This is a genomic window from Pandoraea terrae (assembly GCF_902459695.1).
Taxonomy (GTDB): Bacteria; Pseudomonadota; Gammaproteobacteria; order Burkholderiales; family Burkholderiaceae; genus Pandoraea; species Pandoraea terrae.
In genome coordinates this window covers 216,591-242,434 of sequence record NZ_CABPRZ010000002.1, presented here as the reverse complement: position 1 = coordinate 242,434, position 25,844 = coordinate 216,591, and the positions used below count along the sequence as shown (strand labels likewise).

General features: G+C 63.9%; 22 protein-coding genes. 13 read left to right on the top strand and 9 right to left on the bottom strand.

The genetic code is table 11. The features are described from left to right. Positions 1-4: 4 nt before the first annotated feature. On the top strand, positions 5-727 hold the full coding sequence (locus PTE30175_RS03190) for an ABC transporter ATP-binding protein (protein ID WP_150695595.1): 723 nt from the start codon (positions 5-7) through the stop codon (positions 725-727). A gap of 61 nt (positions 728-788) precedes the next feature. Here the strand turns inward: PTE30175_RS03190 and PTE30175_RS03185 are convergent, their stop codons facing one another. Continuing rightward, complete coding sequence (locus PTE30175_RS03185) at positions 789-1,898, bottom strand: NAD(P)H-dependent flavin oxidoreductase (RefSeq protein WP_150695594.1); 1,110 nt, start codon at positions 1,896-1,898, stop codon at positions 789-791. Positions 1,899-2,126: 228 nt separating this feature from the next. Here PTE30175_RS03185 and PTE30175_RS03180 point away from each other — a divergent pair, with 228 nt between their 5' ends. Then, complete coding sequence (locus PTE30175_RS03180; protein WP_150695593.1) at positions 2,127-3,272, top strand: helix-turn-helix transcriptional regulator; 1,146 nt, start codon at positions 2,127-2,129, stop codon at positions 3,270-3,272. Positions 3,273-3,298: 26 nt separating this feature from the next. Here the strand turns inward: PTE30175_RS03180 and PTE30175_RS03175 are convergent, their stop codons facing one another. After that, complete coding sequence (locus tag PTE30175_RS03175; protein WP_150695592.1) at positions 3,299-4,402, bottom strand: site-specific integrase; 1,104 nt, start codon at positions 4,400-4,402, stop codon at positions 3,299-3,301. A gap of 90 nt (positions 4,403-4,492) precedes the next feature. Between PTE30175_RS03175 and PTE30175_RS03170 the strand changes: the two genes are divergently transcribed. Beyond that, positions 4,493-5,494, top strand: a complete 1,002-nt coding sequence (locus tag PTE30175_RS03170) for a DNA-binding protein (protein ID WP_150695591.1) — start codon at positions 4,493-4,495, stop codon at positions 5,492-5,494. Between the two features lie 50 nt (positions 5,495-5,544). Here PTE30175_RS03170 and PTE30175_RS03165 read toward each other — a convergent pair whose 3' ends face one another. The 6 genes from PTE30175_RS03165 to PTE30175_RS03140 all read right to left on the bottom strand — a co-directional run bounded on the left by PTE30175_RS03165 (position 5,545) and on the right by PTE30175_RS03140 (position 13,882). Then, on the bottom strand, positions 5,545-6,870 hold the full coding sequence (locus PTE30175_RS03165; RefSeq protein WP_150695590.1) for an MFS transporter: 1,326 nt from the start codon (positions 6,868-6,870) through the stop codon (positions 5,545-5,547). 179 nt (positions 6,871-7,049) lie between these two features. Then, the gene (locus PTE30175_RS03160; RefSeq protein WP_150695589.1) at positions 7,050-10,631 is read right to left on the bottom strand and encodes an indolepyruvate ferredoxin oxidoreductase family protein; all 3,582 of its coding nucleotides are present in this window, start codon (positions 10,629-10,631) and stop codon (positions 7,050-7,052) included. 83 nt (positions 10,632-10,714) lie between these two features. After that, positions 10,715-11,728 (bottom strand): Ldh family oxidoreductase, encoded by a 1,014-nt coding sequence (locus tag PTE30175_RS03155; RefSeq protein WP_150695588.1) that lies wholly within the window; start codon positions 11,726-11,728, stop codon positions 10,715-10,717. Further along, positions 11,725-12,429 carry a GntR family transcriptional regulator gene (locus PTE30175_RS03150; protein ID WP_150695587.1) on the bottom strand — a complete coding sequence of 235 codons (705 nt, stop codon included), beginning with the start codon at positions 12,427-12,429 and terminating at the stop codon, positions 11,725-11,727. The genes PTE30175_RS03155 and PTE30175_RS03150 overlap by 4 nt, the downstream gene beginning before the upstream one ends. Positions 12,430-12,435: 6 nt before the next feature. Then, on the bottom strand, positions 12,436-13,587 hold the full coding sequence (locus PTE30175_RS03145; protein ID WP_150695586.1) for a UxaA family hydrolase: 1,152 nt from the start codon (positions 13,585-13,587) through the stop codon (positions 12,436-12,438). 4 nt (positions 13,588-13,591) lie between these two features. Beyond that, a complete protein-coding gene (locus tag PTE30175_RS03140) occupies positions 13,592-13,882 on the bottom strand; it encodes a UxaA family hydrolase (RefSeq protein ID WP_150695585.1) in 291 nt (96 codons plus the stop codon). A 226-nt stretch (positions 13,883-14,108) separates the two neighbouring features. On the opposite strand from PTE30175_RS03140, the gene PTE30175_RS03135 reads away from it, so the two are divergent. From PTE30175_RS03135 to PTE30175_RS03100, 8 genes are all read left to right on the top strand, one after another. Continuing rightward, positions 14,109-14,570: a hypothetical protein gene (locus tag PTE30175_RS03135; RefSeq protein ID WP_150695584.1), complete on the top strand. Its 462-nt coding sequence runs from the start codon at positions 14,109-14,111 to the stop codon at positions 14,568-14,570. Next, complete coding sequence (locus PTE30175_RS03130; protein WP_150695583.1) at positions 14,560-14,925, top strand: hypothetical protein; 366 nt, start codon at positions 14,560-14,562, stop codon at positions 14,923-14,925. The genes PTE30175_RS03135 and PTE30175_RS03130 overlap by 11 nt, the downstream gene beginning before the upstream one ends. Positions 14,926-14,966: 41 nt before the next feature. After that, positions 14,967-15,938 carry a zinc-binding dehydrogenase gene (locus PTE30175_RS03125; protein WP_150695582.1) on the top strand — a complete coding sequence of 324 codons (972 nt, stop codon included), beginning with the start codon at positions 14,967-14,969 and terminating at the stop codon, positions 15,936-15,938. 40 nt (positions 15,939-15,978) lie between these two features. Then, positions 15,979-16,773, top strand: a complete 795-nt coding sequence (locus PTE30175_RS03120) for a TauD/TfdA dioxygenase family protein (protein WP_150695581.1) — start codon at positions 15,979-15,981, stop codon at positions 16,771-16,773. A 125-nt stretch (positions 16,774-16,898) separates the two neighbouring features. Next, positions 16,899-18,023, top strand: coding sequence for a porin (locus PTE30175_RS03115; protein WP_150695580.1), 1,125 nt, complete (start codon positions 16,899-16,901; stop codon positions 18,021-18,023). Between the two features lie 146 nt (positions 18,024-18,169). Next, positions 18,170-19,315 carry a Re/Si-specific NAD(P)(+) transhydrogenase subunit alpha gene (locus tag PTE30175_RS03110; RefSeq protein WP_150695579.1) on the top strand — a complete coding sequence of 382 codons (1,146 nt, stop codon included), beginning with the start codon at positions 18,170-18,172 and terminating at the stop codon, positions 19,313-19,315. A 32-nt stretch (positions 19,316-19,347) separates the two neighbouring features. Next, the gene (locus PTE30175_RS03105) at positions 19,348-19,674 is read left to right on the top strand and encodes an NAD(P) transhydrogenase subunit alpha part 2 (RefSeq protein ID WP_150695578.1); all 327 of its coding nucleotides are present in this window, start codon (positions 19,348-19,350) and stop codon (positions 19,672-19,674) included. Further along, positions 19,674-21,128 (top strand): NAD(P)(+) transhydrogenase (Re/Si-specific) subunit beta, encoded by a 1,455-nt coding sequence (locus PTE30175_RS03100; protein ID WP_150695577.1) that lies wholly within the window; start codon positions 19,674-19,676, stop codon positions 21,126-21,128. Before PTE30175_RS03105 ends, PTE30175_RS03100 begins: the two co-directional genes overlap by 1 nt. 97 nt (positions 21,129-21,225) lie before the next feature. Here PTE30175_RS03100 and PTE30175_RS03095 read toward each other — a convergent pair whose 3' ends face one another. Next, entirely contained in the window at positions 21,226-22,767 is a 1,542-nt protein-coding gene (locus PTE30175_RS03095) for an efflux transporter outer membrane subunit (protein ID WP_150695576.1), read from the bottom strand. A 200-nt stretch (positions 22,768-22,967) separates the two neighbouring features. On the opposite strand from PTE30175_RS03095, the gene PTE30175_RS03090 reads away from it, so the two are divergent. Together PTE30175_RS03090 and PTE30175_RS03085 are read left to right on the top strand one after the other, a co-directional pair. Then, complete coding sequence (locus tag PTE30175_RS03090) at positions 22,968-24,116, top strand: HlyD family secretion protein (RefSeq protein ID WP_224788574.1); 1,149 nt, start codon at positions 22,968-22,970, stop codon at positions 24,114-24,116. Between the two features lie 155 nt (positions 24,117-24,271). Continuing rightward, on the top strand, positions 24,272-25,810 hold the full coding sequence (locus PTE30175_RS03085) for a DHA2 family efflux MFS transporter permease subunit (protein WP_150695740.1): 1,539 nt from the start codon (positions 24,272-24,274) through the stop codon (positions 25,808-25,810). The last annotated feature ends 34 nt before the right edge of the window (positions 25,811-25,844 follow it).

Genomic DNA, 25,844 nt, shown 5'->3' with positions numbered 1-25,844 from the left:
GCATATGCTTTCGATTCGCAATTTGCAAGCCGGTTATGGCAAGGTGCAGGTGCTGCATGGCATCGACATCGAAGTGCCGGCCGGGAAAGTCGTCACGCTGATCGGCTCGAACGGGGCCGGCAAGACCACCACCATGCGAGCCGTCTCCGGCATGATCAAGCCGACCGGCGGAGAGATCACGCTGAGCGGCCAGCGTATCGACGGGCTCGACTCGCACCGCATCGCCAAGCGCGGCCTGGCCCATTCCCCGGAAGGGCGGCGCGTGTTCGCGACGATGTCGGTGACCGACAATCTTCGGCTCGGCGCGTTTGCACGCTTGACCGGCAGCCGTCCGCGCGGCGACGTGGCCGCCGACCTGGAGCGGGCGATGGACCTGTTCCCGCGCCTGAAAGAGCGCCGCAATCAGCTTGCCGGAACCTTGTCCGGCGGCGAGCAGCAGATGCTCGCCATGGCGCGCGCCGTCATGTTGCGGCCTGACATCGTGTTGCTCGATGAGCCGTCGATGGGTTTGGCGCCGATTCTGGTGGACGAAGTCTTCCGCATCATCGGCAACCTGAAGTCCGACGGGGTGACGATGCTGCTGGTGGAGCAGTTCGCCAGTGCGGCGTTGGCCGTGGCCGATTATGGCTATGTGCTGGAAAACGGACGGATCTCGGTGCATGGACCGGCCGAGCGTTTGCGCAACGACGCGGCCGTAAAGGCTGCGTATCTCGGCGGCGGACATTGACGACGGTGGTGTAGCCAGCGCGCCCGGCAACGCATTGCGTTGGCCGGGCGTTTTTGCGTCGTCAGATGATGAGCGTCCGCAAGGCGTCGAGCGTGGCGCGCGTCTCGGTGCGCAATGCCGCGACCAGATCGGCGGCGGGCAGGGCGCGCGCGAGGGGCGCGGCCTGTCCCGCCCATTGTGCGGCATAGTGACTGTCACCCTTTGCCTTCGCGGCGGCGCCCAGCGCCTTGCCGGCATCGTAGGCCATCGGATAGCCCGCGACGAGCGGTCGGTCGGCCGCCTGCTCCAACTCCCACAACCGATTGGCGAACCCGCGCGCAGGGCGCCCGGAGATCGCGCGGATCATGGCGGTGCGCGGTGGTTTTGCGCTGGTAAGCGCCGCGCGGTAGGCAGCGTCCGCCGACGATTCCGGGCAGGCGACGAAGGCGGTGCCGAGCTGCGCCGCCTGCGCACCGAGTGCAAGCGCCGCTGCGATGCCCGCGCCATCCATGATGCCACCGGCCGCGATCACGGGCAGCGTGGTTTTCTCCACGAGCAAACGCACCAGCGCCAGGGTGCCGAGGCCTTCGTCGACGTTCGGACCGCGATCACCGGCATCTTCGAAAAAGCCGCGGTGGCCGCCCGCTTCGATACCTTGCGCGACGATGGCGTCGATGCCGGCAGCTTCGATCCGTTTGGCCTCGTCGAGATTCGTTGCGCTGGCGAGCAGGACGATGCCTGCATCGTGAAGCGCCTTGATCCACTCAGTACGTGGCAAGCCGAAATGAAAGCTGACGACGGCCGGACGCTCGTCAAGCAGCATCTTGTACATGGCCTCGTCGGCGAGAAAGCTCGTGTAGATCTCACGCAACTCGGCGGGCGCAGCGGCGCCAAACTTCGCAAACTCGGGGGCAAGGTAAGCAATCCATGCCGACTGGCGTGCCGCATCCAGCGTAGCGGGCGGATGACAGAACACATTGATGTTGAACGGTTTGTCCGTGAGTGCCCGAGTCTCGCGAATCGCGGTGCGTGCGCCATCCGCGCCCATGGCGGCAACGCCGAGCGAGCCCAGCGCGCCGGCGTTGGAAACGGCGGCGGCGAGCGCGGGCGTGGTGACGCCCGCCATGGGCGCCTGGATGATCGGCGTGCTGATGCCAAGCTTGGTAACGAGCAATGGGTTGGACGAAGTCATGACGTTGGGCACCTCATCGGGGTAGGGGGGGCGAAGGACAGGTCGTGGCTGCGCGGCCGGCATGTCGAAACATACCATTCAAATGTAGCTTCTGGCGAGGAAGGCGTACCCCTCGCGCCCAGGCGGGCGGAATACTTGACACGCGCTATGCCGCGCACCAGACTGGACGACGAGCGTGCGCAGTGTTCTGACAGCGCCTGACTCATCGTCCCGCCCACGAGAACCAAGATGGATCCTGCTTCCCTGTCTGCCGATGAACTTAGCCAGTTGATCGGCCTGATCTACGAGGGGCCACTCGAACCCGTTCCCTGGCAGAAGAGTCTCAATTTCATCCGCGAGCGCTTGCGTGCGAACTACGTCACATTGATTCTCCGCTCATCGACGCCGGATGACCCGGGGTTGTATATCAGCGCGGGAGACGTCACGACGGAAGGATCTGTCTCCTATGCAACGTATTACTACTCGCTAGATCCGTTCGTGGACCTGCCCCCCGAGCAGGTCGTCACGGTCCACGAGATCCTGGGCGAGGCGCAATGGATAGCCTCACCCCTCTATCAGGAATTTCTCGCACACTACAACGTTTTTCACATCATGGGGGCGGATGTTCGTACCCCCGGCGGCGAGGAATGCCGACTACGCGTCTGTCGTCCGCGCGAGGCCGAGGCGTTTTCGGAAAATGACAAGGCCTTCTGTCGCCTGCTGCTGCCTCACCTGAAGCGCGCCATGATATTGCACGCGCACTTCGACCGGAGCGAGTCCGAGCGCAAGCTCTACGCGGGGGCGATGGACCGCCTGATGGTCGGGACGCTCATCCTCGACGAAAACGGCAAGATACTGCAAACCAACGCGCCGGCGGACGAGCTGCTGCAAGCACGCGACGGGCTCAGACTTGCCGACAACGCGCTGGCGGCGGTGTACCCGCGCGACGACCGTGAGCTTCAGCGGCTCGTCAAGGGGGCGTTGTGCGGACATGCGAAACCGGGACGGGCGGTCGTCGAGGCCATGTCGGTCATGCGCCCGTCAGGCAAGCGGAACCTCGGCGTTGTGGTGCGCAGCGTCCCCATGGGGGAGTGGTCGGAGGGTAAGCGCCGGCCCGCCGTGGCCGTATTCGTGCGTGACCCGGATAGCCAGCCGCAGGCAACGCACGAGGTTGTGCGCCAAATGTTCGGCTTGACGCCTGCCGAGGCGGCGCTCGCCATGGAGCTCGCCAAAGGACTCTCGCTGGAGGAGGCAGCCGTTGCGCTCAACGTCCGCACAAACACCGTCAGGGCGCATCTGCGTTCGATTTTCTCCAAGACCGGCGTGGCCCGTCAGTCCGAACTCGTTCGCGTCCTGCTCAACAGCGTCGCGGCGCTGGCCTGCAAGAAAACCTGAACCTTCATGCTTCCGGCTCGCAGCGTTCAGGACGGCTCGTCGTCAATGAGACGCGCGGCGCGGGAGCGTGAGATATCCGCGCCACGGAAGTAGCCGACGACAGTCGCCACGCTGGTGTGGCCCGTCATCGCCATGGTTTCCGCCAGCGGAATTTGCTGCCGGGCCGCTTCCGTCACAAATCCGGCGCGCAGTGAGTGCGCCGAGTAATCGCCTTCCAATCCGGCCATTGCACAACGTTTGCGCACGATGTCGCGTACTGCCGCCTCCGTGAGCGGTTCGCCCACATGCCCGCCACGACGGATGCGCCGAAACAGCGGCCCTTCGGTGAGTTTCGAGGCAGCCAGCCACGCCGTGAGTGCCGCCCCCGCTTCGCCGACGATCGGTTTGTCGTTTTCCGCCCGTGCTTCGCCGCCTTGATTGGTTTTCGACCACGTCAAGGTAAAAACGTAGGCATCGTCACCGGTGCGCCGCAGCGTATCGAACGAGGCCCGCACGACTTCCGAGCGCCGCCGGCCGCCGCTGGCCCAGGCGAACAGCAGCAGGGCCCGATCGCGTTTTCCGCGCAGCGAGTCGTCGCACGTGGCCAGAATCTGCCGCAACGGATCGCGCGTCAATGCCGCCTTCTTCGCGGGCCGAACCCCGCGCTTCGCGTATGCCCGGCGCGTCTTCGCCATCAATTCCCGCACCGCCGGCTCGGCGCACGGATTGGCGAGCCCGCGAACCGTATGCAGCTTGCCGATCACCGCCAGCCGATGACGTAGCGTCGCCAGTGCAGGCGCACCCCGGCGCGCCTTCATGCCAAGCGCCACGAGCGCGGCGTCCAGTGCCGCCGGCATTTCCGTGGCGAGGCCTTGCGGCGTCGTCCGTTCGGCGTGATCCACGATGAACTGAACGATTGCCGCAGACGAGAGCGGCGGCAGCAACGGTTGGCGGTATCGCAAACCGTACCAGGCGGCCCAATACCGCAGGGCGGAGCGATAGCTTTGCCGCGTGTTGACTGAATCGCCTTCGCGGGCGAGCGCCGCCGCTGCCGCTTCGGCTGCGGGATCCAGCGTCGTTGGATTGAGCGGGGCGGTGACGCCATTTTCGGCAGTCTGGGCGACGATTTCGCCGAAAATCTTGCGATCCATAATAAATAATATGTATGATGTAAAAAATAATACGTAGCACAGAGTTAGATCACGATAATCTTTCATTATCGTAACTTAAATGAGGTCGCCATGGTCATGCCGCGCACAACGCCGAATCCGCGCAGCGGAATGCGGGGAATTTCCGAGCAGGACGTCTGGGAGGCCGCCGATGCGCTGTTGCTGGCCGGGCAGCGGCCGACCATCGAGCGAATTCGTCTACAAATGGGCCGAGGCTCGCCCAATACGGTGAGTCCCTATCTCGATGCCTGGTTCGCCGGGCTTGGGGCGCGTTTGCGGCAACCGCAAGGGTTCGCGGGGGCGTCGGGCGGGACGGTGCCGGAAACGGTTGCGCAGGCAGCGGCCCATCTTTGGGACGTGGCGCTGACGGCCGGCAAGGCAGAAGTCGCAGAGATGGCGGCGGCACGCACGAGCGAATTGGATGCACAGGCACAAGCGCTGGCGGCCGAGCGCGAAGCGTTGGTGCAGGCAAGGGCGGTGCTGCAAGAGCGGCTTGCGTCGGCCGAAGTGGCCGCCGCCGATGCACGTCAGGCGCGCGACGAAGCGCAGGCGCAGGCGCGTCGTGCCGAGGCGCAATGGGTCACGGCACAAGCCGATGCCGTCGAATCGCGCCGGCTGCTCGCGCTTGCACGTCAGGAGAAGGAAGCATTGCAGGCCGAGCGCGACGCAGAACGTGCGGCCTGGGATGAGGAGCGTCAACGGGTCAACGCGCGCGCCGACGCGAGCGAGCGCCGCTTGATGCTCGAACTCGACGGTCAGCGCGAAGCGAACAAAGCGATGATCGCCGCTCAGAAAACCTTGCAGAAGGACGTGACTGCGGCGGAAGGCACGATTGCGGCGTTACGCGAGACGCAACTCGGCCTGGAAGCCGCGCGCACCGTTCAGGAGGCGGTCACGGGGCGTCTGCGCGAGCAACTCTCTGCACAGGAATTACTGGTGGCGCAGTACCGTGCGCTGATCGCGGCGCCGCGCGAATCGATTTCCTCGATGACGGCGGCCGGCGGCCGGCGGCTACGCCCGTCAGCCGCCGCGGCCATCGCCGTGGCGCCCGGGGCCCGGCGCGGGCGGCGGTAAAGGGCTGGAGGCGGCGAGACGACGAGAACAGACGCCTGCGATGAAGCAGGCTATTTCAGTCGGCGGCCCAACGTCTCTCGCACCATCGCCAGACCGATCAGCGACAACAGGCCACATCCGATGATGTAATACGCGGGAGCATTGGCGTCGTGGGTCAAATGAATCAGCAGCGTCGAAGAAAACTGGGCAAAACTGCCGAACACCACCACAGCCGCGTAATAGCTGAAAGACAAGCCCGTGGCGCGGAGCCGCTGAGGCAGCACTTCGCTCACCAGCACGAGGGTTGACGGCGAGGTCATTGCCATGGGCACGGCCAGACAGGTTGCCACTGCCAGCAGGGCGGGCAATGAAGGATGGCTATTCAGAAAGGCGAAAGCCGGATAGATCATGACCATTAGCGCCACGCGTGACCACCAGACGACAGCGCGGCGGCCGCGGCGATCGCTGAGCCAACCCGATAGCGGGGAGAGAAGCATGAGTACGAGCGAGCCGACGAAACCGGCCCAGATCGATTGGGACAGTGGAATGTGCAGTTGGATCGCGGCGTAATTGGGAAGGTAGAACACGACCACGTGCACGGCGGACGCGAGACCGATCATCAGAAGCACGCTTGCCAGTAATTCGCGCCAATGCGCTTTCAGCAGTTGACGATGGGTGTCCGCATCACTCTCTCCCCACTTCTTCGGCACGAGCGTTTCGTCGAGGCGGCTGCGGATCATCACGCTGATGGGGATCACGAGAACGCCGATCACGAACGCCATCCGCCATCCCCAGGAGCCTAGCGCGGATGGTGTGAGAACGTTGGTCAACGACAGCGCAACGAGTGCGGCAAAGACCGCCGCGAGCCCCTGGCTGAATGGTTGCCAGCTCGTATAGAAGCCGCGCGACTTCTCATCTGCGTACTCAAGCAGCATGGCGCTCGCCGGCCCCATTTCGCCGCCGATCGCGAAGCCCTGAAGGAGGCGGGCAACCGTCATCAGGATTGGCGCGAATAGGCCGATCTGCGCGTACGTCGGCGTCAACACGAGAAGCGCCGCGCTGATCGCCATCAGCCACAGCGTGAGTATCACTGCGGGCTTGCGTCCAACCCGGTCCGCGTAAGCACCGATCACCAGTCCGCCGATAGGCCGCATCACGTAACCGATGCCGAATGCGGCGAACGATAGCAATAGCTGGACGTACCGGTCGCTGACAGGGAAATACATCGGGCCGATCAGCGTGGCGAAAAAGTTGTACACAACGGAGTCGTACAGTTCCAGACCGCTGCCGATTGTGATCGCGGCGATAGTCCCCGGTTTGGAGAGTGGCCGCGATACGGATCGGCTCGAAGCGCCTGGACGTACTGGCGCATGAGAGGCGCTGCGTTGGTTGGACATCGAAGTCTCCTGAATTGTCTGGCGGCGCCAGCGTTTGCCCGCTCTTTGGCGGATTGGAACGGTAATGAGGTACCGGGTGTGCGGCTCGTGCTGTGGTGCGAGACCGCTCGTTTCCTGCGTCGTGCCGGGCCGGTCGAGTCTTCGAAGCGGTGTTGCCCGACCGGGGGCACGTTGCTGTGTTACCGGGTCATCCGATCGAGGACATCTTGCTCCTGGTCATGTGCCGGCGACGCCGGATCGCGCCATCGCTTCATGAGTTGCTCCCACCGTACGCGCGCCGCCGCGAGATTGCGCGCCTTGACGTGACCATATCCTCGAATTCCTTCCGGGACGCTGGCAATCTCGAGCGCAACGGTAAGATTGTCCTCGGAGAGCCCCTTCAGAACTTCCTCGATGCACGCTCGGTACTCGCTGATGAGTCGACGCTCCGTGCGGCGTTCCTCGGTACGGCCGAACGGGTCGAACGGGGTGCCGCGCAGCCCTTTCAATGCCGCAAGTCCACGGAAGGCCGGGCGAACCCAGGACCCGAACGGACGCTTGACGGGTTCACCGTTTGCGTTGCGTTTCGCGAAGAGCGGCGGTGCCAGGTGATGCACGAGGCGGACGTCGCCCTCGAACTTCGACCCTACGCTTGAGGTGAACGCGGTGTCGGTGTGCAAGCGCGCAACTTCATACTCGTCCTTGTACGCCATCAGCTTGAACAGGTAGCGCGCTACCGTTTCGGCCAGGCGGTGGCTGCCGAACCGCGACTCCGCGTCGCGCACCTGATCAACAAACGCTTCATAGCGAGCGGCGTATGACGGGTTCTGGTATTGCGTGAGAAATGCGGCACGCTTGCTGATGAGTTGGTCGAGCGACGGCTTTTTGGTGATCTGGATCACCTGCGCACTGGCGTCGCGCACCGGCACGCTGGCGAGGTCGTGCGCGCAGTGTCGTCCCCATTCGAAGGCCGCCTTGTTGTTTTCAACCTGCACACCGTTCAGCTCGATTGCCCGCATCAGCGATTCCCGCGCCAGCGGCACGCGGCCTTTCTGCCATGCATACCCGAGCATCATCAGGTTGGAGTAGATCGACTGGCCGAGCAATTGCGTTGCGGTCAGTTCGGCATCGAAAACACCCATCTGTCCGGGGGCGACACCTTGGGCGATCGCCGCCATTGCCTCGTCGCCGGGTGCTTTCCAGTCAGGATTGCGCACGAACGCGGCCGTCGACGTGACGTGGCTGTTGAGCACAACGAAGGTCCGCCCGGGCTGCATCATCGAGAGCGTGGACTTTTGCGAACCTACGACCATATCGCAGGCGAGCACCAGGTCGGCCATCGCCACATCGACCCGCGCAGCATGCAGGGCGTCGTCCTGATCCGCAATCTGGATGTGGCTCCAGGTCGCGCCACCCATCTGAGCCATGCCGGTCGCGTCTTGCGTGATCACACGCTTGCCTTCGAGATGCGCGGCCATTCCAAGCACCTGGCCGATCGTGACAATCCCGGTTCCCCCCACGCCTGCCACCACGATACGGCGTGCGATTGCGGCACCGGGCGGTTGCGGTTCCGGTAGCGGCAACATGTCGGCGAGCGTCACCTTGCGCGCGGCTTCAGGCTTCCGAAGCCGTCCGCCCTCGACGGTGACGAAGCTCGGACAGAAACCCTTCACGCACGAAAAGTCCTTGTTGCAGGTGTTCTGATTGATCTGCCGCTTGCGCCCAAACTCGGTTTCGAGCGGCTGGACCGCAACGCAGTTGCTCTCCACGCCGCAATCACCACACCCTTCGCACACCAGTTCGTTAATGATCACATGCTTGTCGGGTTCGGGCATCGTGCCGCGCTTGCGCTCCCGGCGCATTTTCGTGGCGCACATCTGGTCATAAATGATGACCGTGGCGCCTGGCACGTCCCGAAGTTCGCGCTGGACAGCGTCGAGTTCGTCGCGATGGCGTACCGTCACACCCGTTGCCAGGCCGGTCGCCGCCGCATATTTGGCCGGCTCGTCGGTCACCACGACGATGCGTTTGGCGCCTTCGGCCGCCAACTCGCAGGTCATGGCAGGCACGTCGAGCTGGCCGTCGACGGGCTGGCCGCCTGTCATCGCGACGGCGCTGTTAAACAGAACCTTATACGTGATGTTCACGCCTGCATGGATCGATTGACGGATGGCAAGCAGGCCGGAATGGTTGTAAGTGCCGTCGCCGATGTTCGCGAACATGTGGTTGCGGCGGCTGAATGGTGCCTGCCCCATCCACGCCACGCCTTCGCCACCCATCTGGGACCACGAAGTGGTTGAGCGGTCCATCCAGGTCGCCATGCCGTGGCATCCGATACCCGCCGTGGCTTGCGAACCCTCAGGCACTCGGGTGCTGGTGTTGTGCGGGCAGCCCGGACAGAACCAGGGTTTCCGCTCGGATTCGCCGGTGACCAGACTGACGGCGCACTCTCTGGCATCGATTTCCGCGAGGCGGCAATCCATGCGCGCCGCGACGTCCGCAGGCACGCCGAGTCGCTTCAGGCGAGCCGCGATCGCCTTCGCGATCTGCGCGGGAGAAAGATCTGCCTTTGCGCGCAACAGCCAGTCCTCGCCCGGCGCGCGGTGGCTCCATTCGCCGCCGGGGTGGTCCGCGCCGGCTGCATGGTATTTGCCGACAATGACCGGACGCGCGTCGGCGGGGTAATGGTAGAGCTCGTCCTTCAACTGCTGCTCCACGAGCGGGCGCTTTTCTTCGACCACGAGAATCTCGCGCAGACCGCTCGCGAACTCCCGGACGCTTGTGGGTTCGAGCGGCCACACGACGCTGATCTTGTGCAACCGGATGCCGAGTGCGCGGCATTGCGCGTCATCGAGACCGAGGTCGAGCAGTGCCTGGCGCGTATCGCCATACGCCTTGCCGCTTGCGACGATCCCGAAACGGTCATGGGGTCCTTCGATGACATTGTGGTTCAGGCGGTTCGCGCGGATGTACGCGAGCGCGGCAGGCCACTTGTACTCCATCATGCGCGCTTCCTGCTCGAGCGGATCGTCCGGCCAGCGAATATGCATGCCTCCTTGCGGGATCACGAAGTCGCTCGGAATCACTGTCTGGATGCGGTGGGCATCCGTGAGCACAGAAGACGCCGCTTCGACGACTTCCTGCACCGTCTTCATGCCGGCCCAAAGACCACTGTAGCGGCTCATCGCGAACGCGTGCACGCCGAGGTCCAGGATGTCCTGCACGTTGGCGGGAAAGAATACCGGCAGGCCGCAGGCGATGAACGTGTGGTCGCTCTGATGCGCGAGGGTGCTGCTTTTCGACACGTGATCGTCGCCTGCCAGCGCGATAACGCCGCCTCGCGGCGCGGTGCCCGCAAGGTTCGCATGTTTGAGCGCGTCGGCACTTCGGTCGACGCCTGGTCCTTTGGCATACCAGATGCCGAACACCCCGTCGTACTTTTTGCTGGGCGCGTCGAACTCCAGTTGCTGCGAGCCCCACACCGCCGTGACACCGAGTTCTTCGTTGACGCCAGGCTTGAATACGACATGCTGCTCTGCCAGAAGTTTTTTCGCCTGCCAGAGTGCCTGATCGTAGCCGCCGAGAGGCGAGCCGCGGTAGCCGGAGATGAACGCTGCGGTTTTGTGCCCGGCTTGCTCGTCGCGCCGGCGTTGCATGATCGGCAGGCGCACGAGCGCGTGCGTGCCATTCATGAAGGCGCGCCCCGTTTCCAAGGTGTACTTGTCGTCGAGCGTGACGACTTCCATGGCCTTACGGTTCGCTGCTGTAAGAGGGGCATTCATAGGAACGTGTCTCGTCGGTATTTATAATAAGGATGACTAATTTATTGGCCTGAATCGCCGCAATGCCGGAGCGTGAGGTCTCCCTATCCGGGAAAGCTCACGCGTAAGCGATCACCGAGGGCACGCAGTTCTTCCGAGATGGACGCGGGTAATGCCACGCCTTCCTCGCGTGCCTGCCGCTCCAGCACGTCGCCGCGTTCGCCCGGTAGCCGCGCGCCGTCGCCGCCTGCTGCACGGTATGTCTGGGTCCAGTCGTTCATGTAATCTCCAAAAGCCGGCTGCCCAGCGTATTGCTCCGGCTGTACAAGCCATAGAAACGCACCTTGCATCGCAGCGCGGCGCTGCGGCGCGGGCGCAGGGGCGGCCGCCGTCAACGCACCCGCCAGGCATTCGACCATCATCGCGATGCCGATACCCTTATGCCCGCCCATGGGGAGCAGGGAGCCGCCGAGTGCGCGTTTCGCGTCGGTTGTCGGTTGGCCTTCGGCATCGAGCGCCCAGCCCTCCGGAATCGGCTCGCCGTCGCGCGCGGCAAGGAGTATGTGCCCACGCGCAGCGACGCTGCAGGCTACGTCAAAAACGATCGGTGTGTGCCCAGGTCGCGGGCAGCCGAATGCGATCGGGTTGTGTCCGATGGCTGCCCCGCGGAATCCCCGCATCGCGAGCGCGGGCGGTGTGTGTTGGCCCATCATGCTAAAGGCGCCGCCCTCGGCGGCGAGCAGCGTGTGGATGCCCAGCGCGCCCAGATGGCCGCATGCCTGGATGACGATCAGTACGGAGGCGCTCGTCTTCAGCGCGTCGAGCCCGAGCCGAACCGCGTACGGACCCGCCAACTGGCCCATTGCGCCGTCCGCATCGACCACGATGCCGCCGGGGAAAGCCTTGTGCGTTATCGTCGGCCGCGGGTTGAACGCGTCTGACTGAAGCCGCTCGACGTAGGAAGCCAGGCGTGTCATGCCGTGCGTGCCGTAGCCGCGCAGTTCGCTGCGAACCAGCACCGATGCCGCTTCGGCGGCCTGTGCGGGCGGCACATCACACGTTTCGAAAACCCTGGACGTCCAGTTTTCGAGGGCATCGGGAAGCAGGCGAGCACTCATTGCGCATTCTCTCGTACGATGACGAGCCGCTCGGAAAACGGCCCGGAATAGATCGACTGGTAGTAGAGCGGCCGGTTGCGCAGCGTGTAGCCGCGCAGTTCCATGATGAACCCCGGCTCGCCCGGATCGATGCTCAGTTCGTTCGCCGCCGCGGCTGGTAACTTGCCGAACTGGATCCATTGGTCTACCCGCAGCGTCGGCAGCGAGAGCCGTTGGGCGACGAGCTCGCGCAGATTTTTTTCCAGCGCGGCCCGGTCCACACCGCCAAGCTCGGCGAAATCCTCCTCGCGCAGCCAGAACTCGCTGTAGAGATCGAACCGGCCGCCCACGCTGATGACACGCTCGATGCGCACGAATCCGTCGCCGTCGAGGAACTCCGACCATGGCCCCTTGCGTTTCAACCGCTTCACCGAGCGGGCATGAACATAGGAGGGAAGGTCGTTGCCATCCGCATCGCGAAAGCGTAGATAGCGCACGTCGGCGGGAGCGACCCGCGAGCCCGACACGAACGTGCCCCGCCCCTGCTCGCGGGTGATGAGCCCCGAGTGCACGAGTTGGACGAGCGCTTTCTGGACCGTCCCGACGCTCACGCCATGGCTCGCTGCAAGGTCGCCCTCGGAGGGCAGACGGTCACCTTCGCGCAATGACCCGGATTCGATGTGCCGGATGATCGCTTCCGACACCATGGATAGTTTTGTCATGTTCTCTTAGAGGCTGCGTTCAAAACGGCTGACGGCAGTTTCTCGTACATCGAGCACTTCGCTGGCGAGACGCGTGCCCGATGCCACGTCCGTTGCATAGTCATACAGCCGGTCACCTAGATCCGAAATTTTCATTCCCTGTTCGAGAATGCCGCTGGCGTCGAAATCGATGTTGTCCGCCATCGTCTGCAGAGTATGGATGTTGCCACACACCTTGACGGTAGGCGCGACCATGTTGCCGATGGGGTTCCCGACGCCCGTGCCGAAAAACGTGAGCTGGCATCCGCCCGCGGCGAGCGCTGTCAGGTTTTCGACGGCCGCGGCAGGCGCGTCCATGAAATGAAGTCCTTTGCGGCGGGGCGCCTCGCCGTATCGAAGCACGCCGACAAGTGGGGTCGAACCGGCCTTGGCCATCGCGCCAAGCGCTTTTTCCTCGACGGTGGTCAGCCCGCCGCGCTTGTTATCCGGCGACGGTTGGGACTCGCGCATATCCACGCCACGCACAATCGCGGCGTGCTCCATCTTCCGGACCGCGTCGACGAATGCCGCTCTGACGGTTTCATCTGCCGCTCGCGCGGCGAACAGATGTTCCGCGCCGATGAACTCCGACGTTTCGGAAATGATGACGGTGCCGCCTTCCGCAATCAAACGGTCCGCCATTCGCCCAATGGTCGGATTGCAGCTGAGACCGGACGTCGTATCGGAGCCGCCGCACTCGACGCCCACGATGAGTTCCGACATCGGGCACGGCTCGCGCCGCAGGCTCGAGGCGGCGATCGAGAGCCGCAGCGCCTTGCGCGTGCCTTCGGCGATACAGTGAATGGTGCCGTGCGGTTGGAGGTGTACGGTGTCGACGGGCTTGCCGGTATCGCGTATGCGCGAGGCGACGTCCTCTGTCGACGATTCCTCGAGGCCGACAACGAGGACGGCCGCAATGTTGGGATTCCGTCCGAGACCGGCGAGCGACTCGTACGCGAAGTCGAGATCCGCACCGTATTGACCCCGTACGAACAGCGTGGTGACGGGAATCGTACCGTCTACCGCGCTCGCAATCGTCCGTGTCACCGGGTTGCAATTGTCCATGACGGAAATGATGGCGACCCAGTTGCGCACGCCGACGGTGCCATTTGCGCGCCGATAACCGAGAAATGTTTTCATCTGCTTACCTCGTATTCAGATCGCCGCGTCCGCGGGTCGAGTCGATGTTGTGTACATGCGCATGTTCGCCGACTGCCAGCGACGTGCGCGCGGTGCCGATGACCTGGCCGTATTTGAGGATTTCCGCGCCACCAGGGGTCTGCGCAATGCAGACCTTGTGCCCGAATGGCACGTCTTGCCGCAGCGTGACCTCACCTGAGCGTTCACCCTGAAGAACGCAGGCGTCGCCGACGCTTCCTGAATCGAGCAGTGTGGCGACATTGTCTGACGGGTTGAGCACGATCGCACGAGGCATTGTTTAACTCCTATATAGATGTTTATCAAACTGTAGGATCCGGCGCGGGGTTAGTCAAGCCGAATATTCCTTAATCAATGAGCCATAGAATAGAGTTGGCGCGGAATGTTCTATATAGGTGTTTCCAACTACTTCTATATAGAAGTTGTTGACTTGTGGGTGGCCTCCATCTATCTTTCAAAGCACGCACTGCAATGCGGCGGGCGTACGGACAAGGAGATTTCCGATGAACGTGAAGTCGCATCTGGAGAAGATCGTCAGACTGGAAGCGCTGCGGGCGCGCTTCGATCCGCTGGACGATTTCGAGTTGTGGTTCTGGAGCGGTATGACCGGCGGCACCCATGCCGTCAATGCTGCACTGCACCATGCGGGGATCACCACTGCTGACGACGTCTACGCGGCGCAGCCAGGGGTTTACCTCGTTCCTCAGCCGGATGGCACGTTGCAAGCTGCCTTTCATCCTTTAGGGGACGTGCTGCATGTGGGCCGGCCTGTTGTCGAGGCACCCGTTCCAGAGGACATCGCGTCGATGATGCATCTGATGGAAGTCGTGGAGCAGTATCGCGATCCCTGTGTACGTGCGGGTGTCGCACCGACGGCTGCGATCGTGGAGGAGTGCGACAAGGCTTTGCGGGTGTGTTTTCGTCTGTTGAATGAGCGGATGGAAGGAGCGTTGCATGAACATTGAACAACACATCGCCGCCGCCGGGCGCATCGAGCACTCGCTGCGGAAATGCGGTGCACAAGACGCGGAGATGCAGATCGAAGGGGCGATGCTGGCCGGCACTCATTGGCTGAACGCCGCGTTGCACCGTATGGGCGCGACGCAGCCGGAAAGCGATGTCTTTCACACCTATCTTCTCACGGTCAACGCGTATCGGAAGCTGTGCGTGGCAAACGAGGAGATGGTTCGCGCGCTGTCCGAAATCGAGGACCTGCGTCCGGCGTTCGTGCGCGGCAATATGCCTGGCGCCCAGGCCGCTGCGGACCGTGCGCGTGAGTTGCTATCGGCTATCCGTCTCAAGGCGACGGCAGGCAGTTGACTGGCACGGGAGACAACCCGTATTCAAAGGAGGAGACAACAGTGAAAGCAGTGCGAGTAGTGCCGACGCCGCAAGGCGGCAAAGTGGAAGTGCAGGACATCCCCGTGCCGCAGGTCGGGGCTGGACAGGTGCTTGTCAGGGTCCGTGCCGCGGGATTGAATCGCGGCGAGATCAACCAGGCGCGCGAACTCCGTTCGGGCAACGCGATTACCGCCGGCGTCGAGCTGGCTGGCGAGGTCGCGCAGGTTGGCGAGGGGGTCACCGGCTGGCGCGAAGGTGATCGCGTGATGGGTCACGGCAAGGGCTGTCAGGCGGAATACGCCGTCCTCGACCCGCTTGCGCTGATGCCGGTGCCGGAAAACCTTTCATGGGTCGATGCGGCCGCTTTCCCAAACGTTTTTATCACCGCGCACGATGCGGTCGTGACGAACGGGGAGCTTCGCAAGGGCGAGTCGATTCTGGTTAATGGCGCGTCGGGGGGCGTGGCGATGGCGGCAATTCAGATTGCCTCGTTGCTGGGCGCGAAGCCCGTGATCGCGACATCCCGCTCCGCGGCGAAGCTCGAGAAGCTTCGCCAGTTCGGCGTCGATGTCGGCATCGATTCGTCGCGTGAGTCGCAGCTCGAGGTTGTGATGGCCGCAACCGACAAGCGCGGTGTCGACGTGATCATCGACACCGTCGGCGGCCCGGTATTCGAGGCGAACATGGACAGCCTGGCGGTCAGAGGGCGGCTCGTCAATATCGCGCGTCTTGGCTCAGCGACGGCCCAGATCGACCTGACGAAGCTATGGCTCAAGCGCCTGAAGCTGATCGGCGTGACGTTCCGCACGCGTACGGAGCAGGAACGGCTCGAATGTATCCAGGCGTGCGCGCGCGACTTGCTGCCGTTTCTCGAAGCAGGCCGTATCCGCTTGCCGATCGACCGCACGTTTGCGATCGACGAGATCGCAGACGCGCACGCGTACATGCAGCTTGATCAGCATGTCGGAAAGATCGTGCTGACGGTCGCATGAGTTCGCCTGGTTTGATGCTATCGATTTACAGGAGATTTCAATGAGCATCCAAATTACACCGTTGACTGGCTCGGTAGGCGGGCTGGTTGAAGGTGTCAATCTCAACGAGCCCGTCACCCGCGATGTATTCGAAGTGCTGCATCGCGCTTTTCTCGAGCACGGTGTGCTTGTCTACCGCGGGCAGTTCCTGCAACCTGGGGCGCACGTCGAGTTCGCCAGGCTCTGGGGCAACCCGGCGCAAAACAACCCATTGGACCCGTCGGTGCCTGGCTTCCCCGGCCTGATCCAGGTCACGAAGATTCCCAAGGAGACGGCATCTACGGAAGCGTGGCATTCCGACTCGATCTATACACCCGTTCCGCCGAAGATCTCGATTCTTTCTGCCGTCGTCGTGCCGCATGGCGGCGATACGATGTGGTGCAATCAGTATGTCTCCTACGAGCGCCTGTCGCCGGCCATGCAGCGCATGCTCGAGGGCTTGCGTGCACGGTTCACAGGCCTGCGGCTCGCCCGGATGAGAGGTATCGACAAGATTCCGTCGGCGGTGCATCCCATCGTTCGCACCCACCCTGAGACGCACCGCAAGGCACTTTATGTAGGCCATCCGGACACGGCGCAGCAGATCGAGGGAATGACCGTTGCCGAGAGCCGGCCGTTGCTCGACTTCCTGTACGAACACTCCACGACGCCCGACAACGTCTACCGCCACATGTGGCAGGTGGGGGACGTCGTCATGTGGGACAACCGCTGCACCATGCACTATGCCGTGCATGACTATGGCGAAGCGGAACGCGTGTTGAACCGTATTACGCTGGAGGGAGAAGTGCCGGTCTGAGGCATCGCCGGATCGCGCATCGGCAGGCGGCCGGATGAGATGAATGACAGGATGGGTCGAATTTTAGTTGATTAGGCATGCTAACTTTAAAGCAAATTGAGAAAATCAGCACAAAGGGGGGGTAGATGAAAAAGGTTACGACGTCGCTGGCTGCAGTGGCGGCGGCCATTGCTTCGGCACCGGCGATTGCGCAAAGCTCGGTCACGCTGTATGGGATCGTCGATACCGGCATTGAGTATTTCACGCATGCCACACCCACGGGTGGTTCCGTTGCGCGAATGCCCGTGATCGGCGGGGGAGACGTGCCGTCGCGCTGGGGATTGCGAGGGGCAGAGGATCTTGGTGGCGGATTAAAAGCGGTCTTCGCGCTCGAAAGCGGCATTTCTGTGTCAAACGGTGCGCTTCAACAGGGCGGCCGGCTATTCGGTCGGCAGTCTTACGTCGGCTTGAGTGGCGTATGGGGGCAACTCACGTTTGGCCGACAGTACAGCATGACGAACTGGGGCATGGCGGAGTCGAACATCATCGGCGCGGGTGGATTCGGTGGCCTGGCGTCGTTCGATCCGTATCTGCTTGCTGCGCGCTTCGATAACGACGTGGTTTACATGGGCACGTTTTCCGGGGTCACTGTCGGCGCGAGCTATTCGACCGGACGCGATTCAAGTGCAGCGGGAAATTGTCTGGGTCAGACTGGCAATGACTTACTTGCCTGTCGCGCGATCTCGGCGATGCTCAAGTACGAAGGCAACGCATGGGGCGTGGCTGCGACCTACGACGAGCAGCGCGGCGGTGCGGGTGCGACGCCCATCACCGTCGTCCCGGGTGCGGCAGGTATCGCCTTCACGAAGTCCAGCGATACCGACCGACGCTACCAACTGGCTGCGCACCTGAATATCAGCTCGGTGCGTGTGGGCGCGGGATGGCTGCACCGGCGAGTCGAGGGTGACGCACGGTCGGCCAAAATCGACATCGAATACCTCGGCGCATCGGTGCCCTACGGCGCATGGGCCTTCGATGCGCAGGTCTCGCATATCAGTGACAGCGCCTACGACGCCGACGGCATGATGGGCACCGTGCGGGCCAACTACAACCTCAGCAAGCGGACCGCGCTCTACGGCGTATTCGCCTACATGAAGAACAGCGGCAAGCAGGGCATTTACTCGGTGTCGGCCTCAAGTGCGGTCCCTGCGGCGCCGCATCCCGGGTCGAATCAGCTCGGCGTGGAGTTCGGCATCAGGCATCTCTTCTGACCAAAGGTGTGACCGGAATGCGGCGGGCGTTGGTTTGGCAGATGTTTCGCGCGCCACCACCATCCGCGCCCGCGACTGCGGGCCGGTGGTGTGGATCATCAGTGTGAAAACAGTATCGCGCAGATATGCGCAACGTGAGGTTGGACATGCAGATTGGAATACCCGCTGAGTCGAGAGACCGCCAGGCATTGGTTGCGGCAACGCCGGAGACCGTCAAAAAGCTCGTCGCTCAAGGGCATGGTGTGACTGTCGAGGCTGGTGCCGGCGAGTGTGCGCACTACACGGACGACGCGTACCGGAATGCGGGTGCGCAGATTGGCGATGCAGCTGCGGCCTATGGCGCACAGATCGTATTGAAGGTCGCTTCGCCGACAGCCGACGAATTGCCTTTGATGAAACCCGGGGCGGTGCTGGCGGGCATGCTCGACCCGTTCGACACGGAGAACGCCAAGCGGCTCGCAGCGGCAGGGGTGACCGCGTTCGCGCTCGAAGCCGCGCCGCGCACGACGCGCGCGCAAAGCCTGGACGTTCTTTCGTCACAAAGCAACATCGCCGGCTATAAGGCCGTGCTGATTGCCGCGCACTATTATCCGCGCTTTATGCCCATGCTGATGACGGCAGCGGGCACCGTGAAGGCGGCGCGCGTGCTGGTGCTAGGCGTAGGTGTCGCGGGCTTGCAGGCGATTGCGACTGCAAAGCGTCTTGGCGGGGTGGTCGAGGCCTCCGACGTGCGCCCCGCTGTGAAAGAGCAGATCGAATCGCTCGGCGCGAGGTTTCTCGATGTGCCCTACGAAACCGATGAGGAGCGTGAAGCGGCGGAAGGCGTGGGCGGCTATGCGCGGCCGATGCCGCCTTCGTGGCTCGCACGTCAGTCGGCGCTTGTGCATGAACGGGCCAAACACGCGGACATCGTGATCTCGACGGCGCTTATTCCGGGCCGTCCCGCACCGACGTTGATCTCCGTGGATACGGTGCAGGCAATGAAGGCAGGCTCAGTGATTGTCGACCTCGCTGCGGGACGCGGCCCGGTCATTGACGGACGCCGCGGCGGAAACTGTCCGCTCACCCAGCCGGACGAGGTCGTCGTGACGGATAACGGCGTGCAGATCGTCGGCTATACGAATCTGGCCTCGATGGTGCCGGCTGACGCGTCGTCGCTTTACGCACGCAACCTGCTCGACTTCCTCAAGCTGATCATCACCAAGGAAGGCGCACTGAACATCGATCTCGCGGACGACATCGTCTCGGCCACGCTGCTGGCCCGCGACGGCGCTGTCACGCGCAAGGCATAGCAACGATGTCGCATGGGACAAAGGAGAAGGGAATGGAAGTCATCAATCACACCGTTATCAACCTGATCATCTTCGTGCTGGCGATTTACGTCGGCTACCACGTCGTCTGGAACGTCACGCCTGCGCTGCACACGCCCCTGATGGCCGTGACCAACGCGATCTCCGCGATCGTGATCGTCGGTGCGATGCTGGCCGCGGGCCTCACTTTGGGTACGCCCGGCAAGTGCTTCGGCACGCTGGCCGTCGCGCTCGCGGCGGTCAACGTGCTCGGCGGCTTTCTCGTGACAAGGCGAATGCTGGAGATGTTCAGGAAGAAAGCGCCGAACAAGCTCCCCGCAGCCGCCAAGGAGAACGCGTAATGAGCCTGAACCTCGTCACGCTGCTTTATCTGGTCGCGTCGGTCTGCTTCATCCAGGCGCTCAAGGGGCTGTCGAATCCGAAGACCGCGCGCACCGGCAATACCTTCGGCATGGTCGGGATGGCAATTGCCATTCTCACGACCATTGCGCTGATCGCTAAGCAGGCCGCAGGGCTCGGCTCGAATCTGGCGCTCGGATTCGGCCTGCTGTTTGCCGCGCTGATTGTCGGCGGCGCGATCGGCGCGTTCGTCGCGGCACGCGTCGAGATGACCAAGATGCCGGAACTGGTCGCGGCGATGCACTCGCTGATCGGTCTCGCCGCCGTGTGCATTGCCTATGCGGTGGTGTCGGAGCCGTCGGCCTTCGGTCTCGTCGATGCCGGGAATCCGATTCCGGGCTTCCTGCCGTACGGCAATCGCGTCGAGTTGTTCATCGGCACGTTTGTCGGTGCGATTACGTTCTCCGGGTCGGTGATCGCGTTCGGCAAGCTGTCGGGCAAGAACAAGTTCCGCCTGTTCCAGGGCGCACCGGTGGTGTTCCCGGGCCAGCACATGGTCAACCTGATGCTGGCCATCGCGATGCTCGGCTTCGGCGTGATCTTCTTCCTCACGCAGTCGTGGCTGCCGTTCATCATCATGACGGTGATCGCGTTCGTGCTCGGTGTGCTGATTATCATCCCGATTGGCGGCGCGGATATGCCAGTGGTGGTGTCGATGCTCAACTCGTATTCGGGCTGGGCGGCAGCGGGCATCGGCTTCTCGCTGAACAATCCGATGCTGATCATCGCGGGCTCGCTGGTGGGAGCGTCGGGTGCGATCCTGTCGTACATCATGTGCCGGGCGATGAACCGCTCGTTCTTCAACGTGATTCTTGGCGGCTTCGGGAGCGAAGCGGGCGCGGCGGCGGCAGGCGGGTCGGCGGAGCAACGTCCGGTGAAATCCGGTTCGGCAGACGACGCATCGTTCATGCTCGGCAATGCGCAAACCGTGGTGATCGTGCCGGGTTATGGGCTGGCGGTGGCGCGTGCCCAGCATGCGTTGAAGGAACTCACGGACAAGCTGGTCGAGAAGGGCATCGAGGTGAAATACGCGATTCACCCGGTGGCCGGACGGATGCCGGGACACATGAACGTGCTGCTTGCCGAAGCCGAAGTGCCGTACGACATGGTCTACGAAATGGACGACATCAACGGCGAGTTCGGTCAGGTCGACGTCGTGCTGGTACTCGGTGCGAACGACGTGGTGAATCCGGCGGCGAAGAACGATCCGAAGTCGCCGATCGCGGGCATGCCGATCATCGAGGCGTATAAGGCACGCACGGTCATCGTCAACAAACGCTCGATGGCGGCGGGTTACGCCGGTCTCGACAACGACCTGTTCTACATGGACAAGACGATGATGGTGTTCGGCGATGCGAAGAAGGTGATCGAGGACATGATGAAGGCGGCGGCGTAAGGTTGCGCGGTCACCACGTGCCGCAAGACTCAGGCGACAGGACATATGGCGGAGCCGTATCTGGTGGCGTGCGCGGCCGGTTGTCCTGTTGCCGGCGTTATTCCCAACCGCCGCCCAAGGCGCGGAAGGTGGCGACGGCCGCGCGTGCGTTGTCGGCATGCACGCGCGCCTGGCTGTCGCGGGCGGCCAACAACTGTCTGTTGGCATCCAGAACTTCATAGAGGCTGACTGCGCCGCCTTTGTAGGCGTCTTGCGCGCTGTCGCGCGCCCGGGTCTGTGCCTTGACCTCGATCGACAGGTCCGCGCTTTGGTTCTCAAGCTCAGTCAGGGTGACGATCGCATTTTCAACGTCCTCGGTCGCCCGCAACATCGACGCGCGGTAACGCGCCAGCGCTTCGGCGTTCGCCCCCTTGGCCTGCGCGACCTCGGCATCGACGCGTCCGAAATCGAATAACCGCCAACGCACGCCGAGCGCGGCCAACGGTTGGAATGTCGCGGCGCTCGGCACACGGCCGCCGGCCAGCGTCTCGAAGCCGAGCACGCCGGACAGGGACACCTTGGGGTAATACTCGGCCACGGCCGCACCGATGCGTGCGTTGGTGGCGGCCAGGCGCCGCTCGGCGGCGATGACATCGGGACGTCGCCGAAGCAGGGCGGCCGGCCCGCCGGCATCCTCGATCGCGGGCACCGCCAGCCCGCCGCTTCCGTTTCCGCTGACAGCGGCAACGCGATCCACCCGCGCCGCATCGGCGGTCAGTTCTCGCGCGTAGGTGCCCGGCGCCGCACCCATCAAGACATCCAGACGGTTCAATTGCGTTTCGCGCTCGATGCGCAACGGGGGCAACGTGCCGCGCGCCTGGGCGACGAGCGCTTCCGCCTGGGCGACTTCGCGTTCGGTGGCAAGTCCATCCCCACGGCGCACCTTGACGATGTCGAGCAGTCGCGTCTCGGTGTCGATCTGGTCCTGTGCGATGGCCAGGCGGCGCTGTGCGCTGCGCACACGGAAATAGGCGTCCGCCGCTTCGCCGGCAATGGTGACGCGCACGCCCGCACTGTCCGCTTGCGCCGCCTGGGCCTCTGCGCTCGCCGCTTCCGCACCGCGCCGCAAGCCGCCGAACAGGTCCAGCTCCCAACTTGCCCCGGCGCCGATGTCATAGACCGTCTGGTTGCGGTTGTAGCCCGGCTGTGCGCTCGCGAGCTTGCCCAACGGGCTGTCGAGCGATTGATGCTGGCGCACGGCGGAGCCGTTCAGGTTGACGTCCGGCAACAGACGCGCCCCCGCACCTTGTGCTGCCGCGCGCGCCTGTGTCACGCGCGCCATCGCGGCGGCGAGATCGAGGTTTTCCGCAAGGGCGCGCTCGACGATGCGCGTGAGCGCGGGATCGTCGAAACCCGACCACCAGCGATCGATCGACGGCGCGGGCAAGGCACCGTGCCGGGCGGCCAGCGCATCGGCATGCGCGTAGGCCGTTGGCAAATCGGCCACAGGCGCCTTGTAGTCCGGGCCGACAGCGCAACCTGCCAGCCAAAGCGCGACGAATGCCGCTGTCGCCGTCGGTAGACGCGACCTGCGGCCGTCATGATGCGGATGACGCAATGAAGAAAAAGTCCCGGGCGCGACGCTTGGCAGTGAATTCATGGTGCAGCCGGCCGACTGGCCGTTCCCTCCGCGAGAAAAAATATAACTAGTTACTTGCATGATGATATCTATAACTCTATACTAACTTTCATCGTGAAAGCAACATCGTTTCGATTCCGATACCGCCCCACCGGCCAATGTGATGTGTCTTTACGCGAATGCCCGCGCAGTGCGGCGATTCTCGCAAGCAAGGATTTTTCATGACCTCGACGACCCAATCCCCCACCGCCATGCCCGGCGTCGCGCTGGCTCCGGCCGGTGCGCCGGCCAATACGTCCGGCACGTCTCACGCCTCGGTCGGGCGGTCCGGCAAACGTCTTGCCGTGCGCGGCGTGCTCGGGCTCGCGGTCATCGCGGCGCTCGGTTACGGCGCGCACTGGTGGGTGGACGGGCGTTTCATCGAGAAGACGGACGACGCCTACGTCGGCGGCGACGTCACGGTGCTCGGCCCGAAAGTGCCCGGCTATATCGCGCAGGTCATGGTGGCGGACAATCAGGCGGTCCATGCGGGTGACGTGCTGCTCAAGCTCGACGATCGGGACTATCGCGCCGCGCTGGCGCGCGCCGAAGGGGCGGTGGCCGCGCAGCAAGCGGCGCTGGCCAATCTGGATGCCACCGCGAAGCTTCAGGACGCGGTGATCGCGCAGGCGCGTGCCGGCGTAAACGCCGTTGCGGCCGATACCCGCCGCACGCAGGATGACCAGGCCCGGTATCGCGATCTCGTCGCGAAATCGGCCGTGTCGGTGCAAAGCGCACAAAAGGCCGACGCCGACTACCGCCAATCGCTCGCGAACGGCGAGAAGGCGCAGGCCGGGCTGGTGGCGGCGCAACGTCAGCTCGACGTGATCGGTACGCAAAAGCAGCAGGCGCTGGCTGCCCTGGCGCAGGCCACGGCCGAACGCGACATCGCGAAGCTCAACCTGGCCGACACGGAAGTGCGCGCGCCGATCGACGGCGTCATCGGCAATCGGCGCGCCCGCCCCGGCGCCTTTGCGTCCGCGGGCATGCAACTGTTGTCGCTCGTGCCGGCCCACGGCCTGTGGGTCGACGCGAACTTCAAGGAAGGGCAGTTGGCGCGCGTGCGACCCGGCATGCGCGTGACGGTCGAGGCGGACGTCCTGCCGGGGCGCGTCTATCACGGTCGCGTCGCGAGCCTGGCGCCGGCCACCGGCGCCCAATTCAGCGTGCTGCCGCCTGAGAATGCGACGGGCAACTTCACGAAGATCGTGCAGCGCGTGCCGGTACGTGTCCTGCTCGACGACGCCGACGGCAAGCTCGATACCTTGCGCCCGGGGCTGTCGGTGACCGCCGAAGTGGATACGCGTCCGAAGGCCGGGGGGGCGCAATGACCTCGGCGCACGGCACGTCGGCATTGCCGTTGCCGCGCCCGGCGGAGGAACCGCGGACCGCGAATCCGTCCGGCAGGACCGCGCCCGGCAACGAAGCCAGGGCGGCACCGTCATCTGCGCCGCCGAGCGAGGCGTTCGGGCCGGTCATGATGAGCATGCCCGCGAAGATTCTCGCGTTCGCGACGATGAGTCTCGGCATGTTCATCGCGCTGCTCGACATCCAGATCGTCTCGGCCTCGCTGCGCGACATCGGCGGAGGCTTGTCCGCCGGTGCGGATGAAACCGTCTGGGTGCAGACCAGCTACCTGATTGCCGAGATCATCGTAATCCCGCTGTCCGGCTGGCTGTCGCGCGTGATGTCCACGCGCTGGCTGTTCGCGGCGTCGGCGGCGGGTTTTACCGTGACCAGTTTGCTGTGCGGCATGGCGTGGAACATCCAGAGCATGATTGCGTTCCGCGCGCTGCAAGGTTTCCTGGGCGGATCGATGATCCCGCTCGTCTTCACCACGGCGTTCGCATTCTTCGCCGGCCCGCAACGGGTGATTGCGGCGGCGGTGGTCGGCGGGATCGCCTCGCTCGCCCCGACGCTCGGCCCGACGGTCGGCGGCTGGATCACGGACAACTTCTCGTGGCACTGGCTCTTCTTCGTGAATCTGGTGCCCGGTCTGTTCGTGACAATCGCGGTGCCACTGCTTGTGAAGATCGACAAGCCTGACCTGTCGCTGCTGCGCGGTGCCGACTACCTCGGCATCGTGCTGTTGGCGTTGAGCCTCGGCTGCCTGGAATACACGCTGGAGGAGGGGCCGCGCTGGGATTGGCTGGCCGACGACACAATTCGCGCCACGGCATGGACGGCAGGGATCGCCGGTATCGCGTTCCTCTGGCGTAGCCTCACGTACGCGCAACCGGTCGTCGATCTGCGCGCGCTGAAGGATCGTAATTTTGCGTTGGGCTGCTTTTTCTCGTTCGTCACCGGTATCGGGATATTCGCAACGATCTACCTGACGCCGCTGTTTCTCGGGCGGGTGCGTGGTTTCTCTGCGCTGGAGATCGGCCTGGCGGTGTTCTCGACCGGCCTGTTCCAGTTGACGGCGATCCCGATCTACGCATTCTTCGCCAATCGCGTCGACCTGCGTTGGCTGATGATGTTCGGCCTGGCGTGTTTTGCGCTGTCGATGTGGCAGTTCTCGCCGATCACGCACGACTGGGGTTCGGCGCAACTGCTGTTGCCACAGGCCTTGCGCGGCTTTGCGCAACAGTTCGCCGTGGCGCCGACGGTCACACTGACGCTGGGCGGCCTGCCGCCGGCGCGGTTGCGGCTGGCGTCGGGGCTGTTCAACCTGATGCGCAATCTCGGCGGGGCCATCGGCATCGCGGTCTGTGCGACGATTCTCAACGACCGCACGAACCTGCATTTCCTGCGGCTGACCGAGCATCTGAACGTGGGCAACGAGGCGATGAACGCGACGCTCCAGGGCATGGTGCAACGGATGACGCAATGGGGCTACGACATGGCGGACGCGCAGACGGTTGCGCTCCGGCAGCTTTGGGCGCTGGCGTTTCGCGAGGCGCAGACGCTGACCTTCGGCGACGTGTTTCTCGTCATCATGGGTTGCTTCGTGATCGCGACGGCAATGGTGCCGCTGATGAAGAAAGTGGTGCCGCCAAAAGCGCCGCCGGCTGATGCTCATTGAGTCGGGTTGCCCGCCGGCGTCGATAGGGTTATGC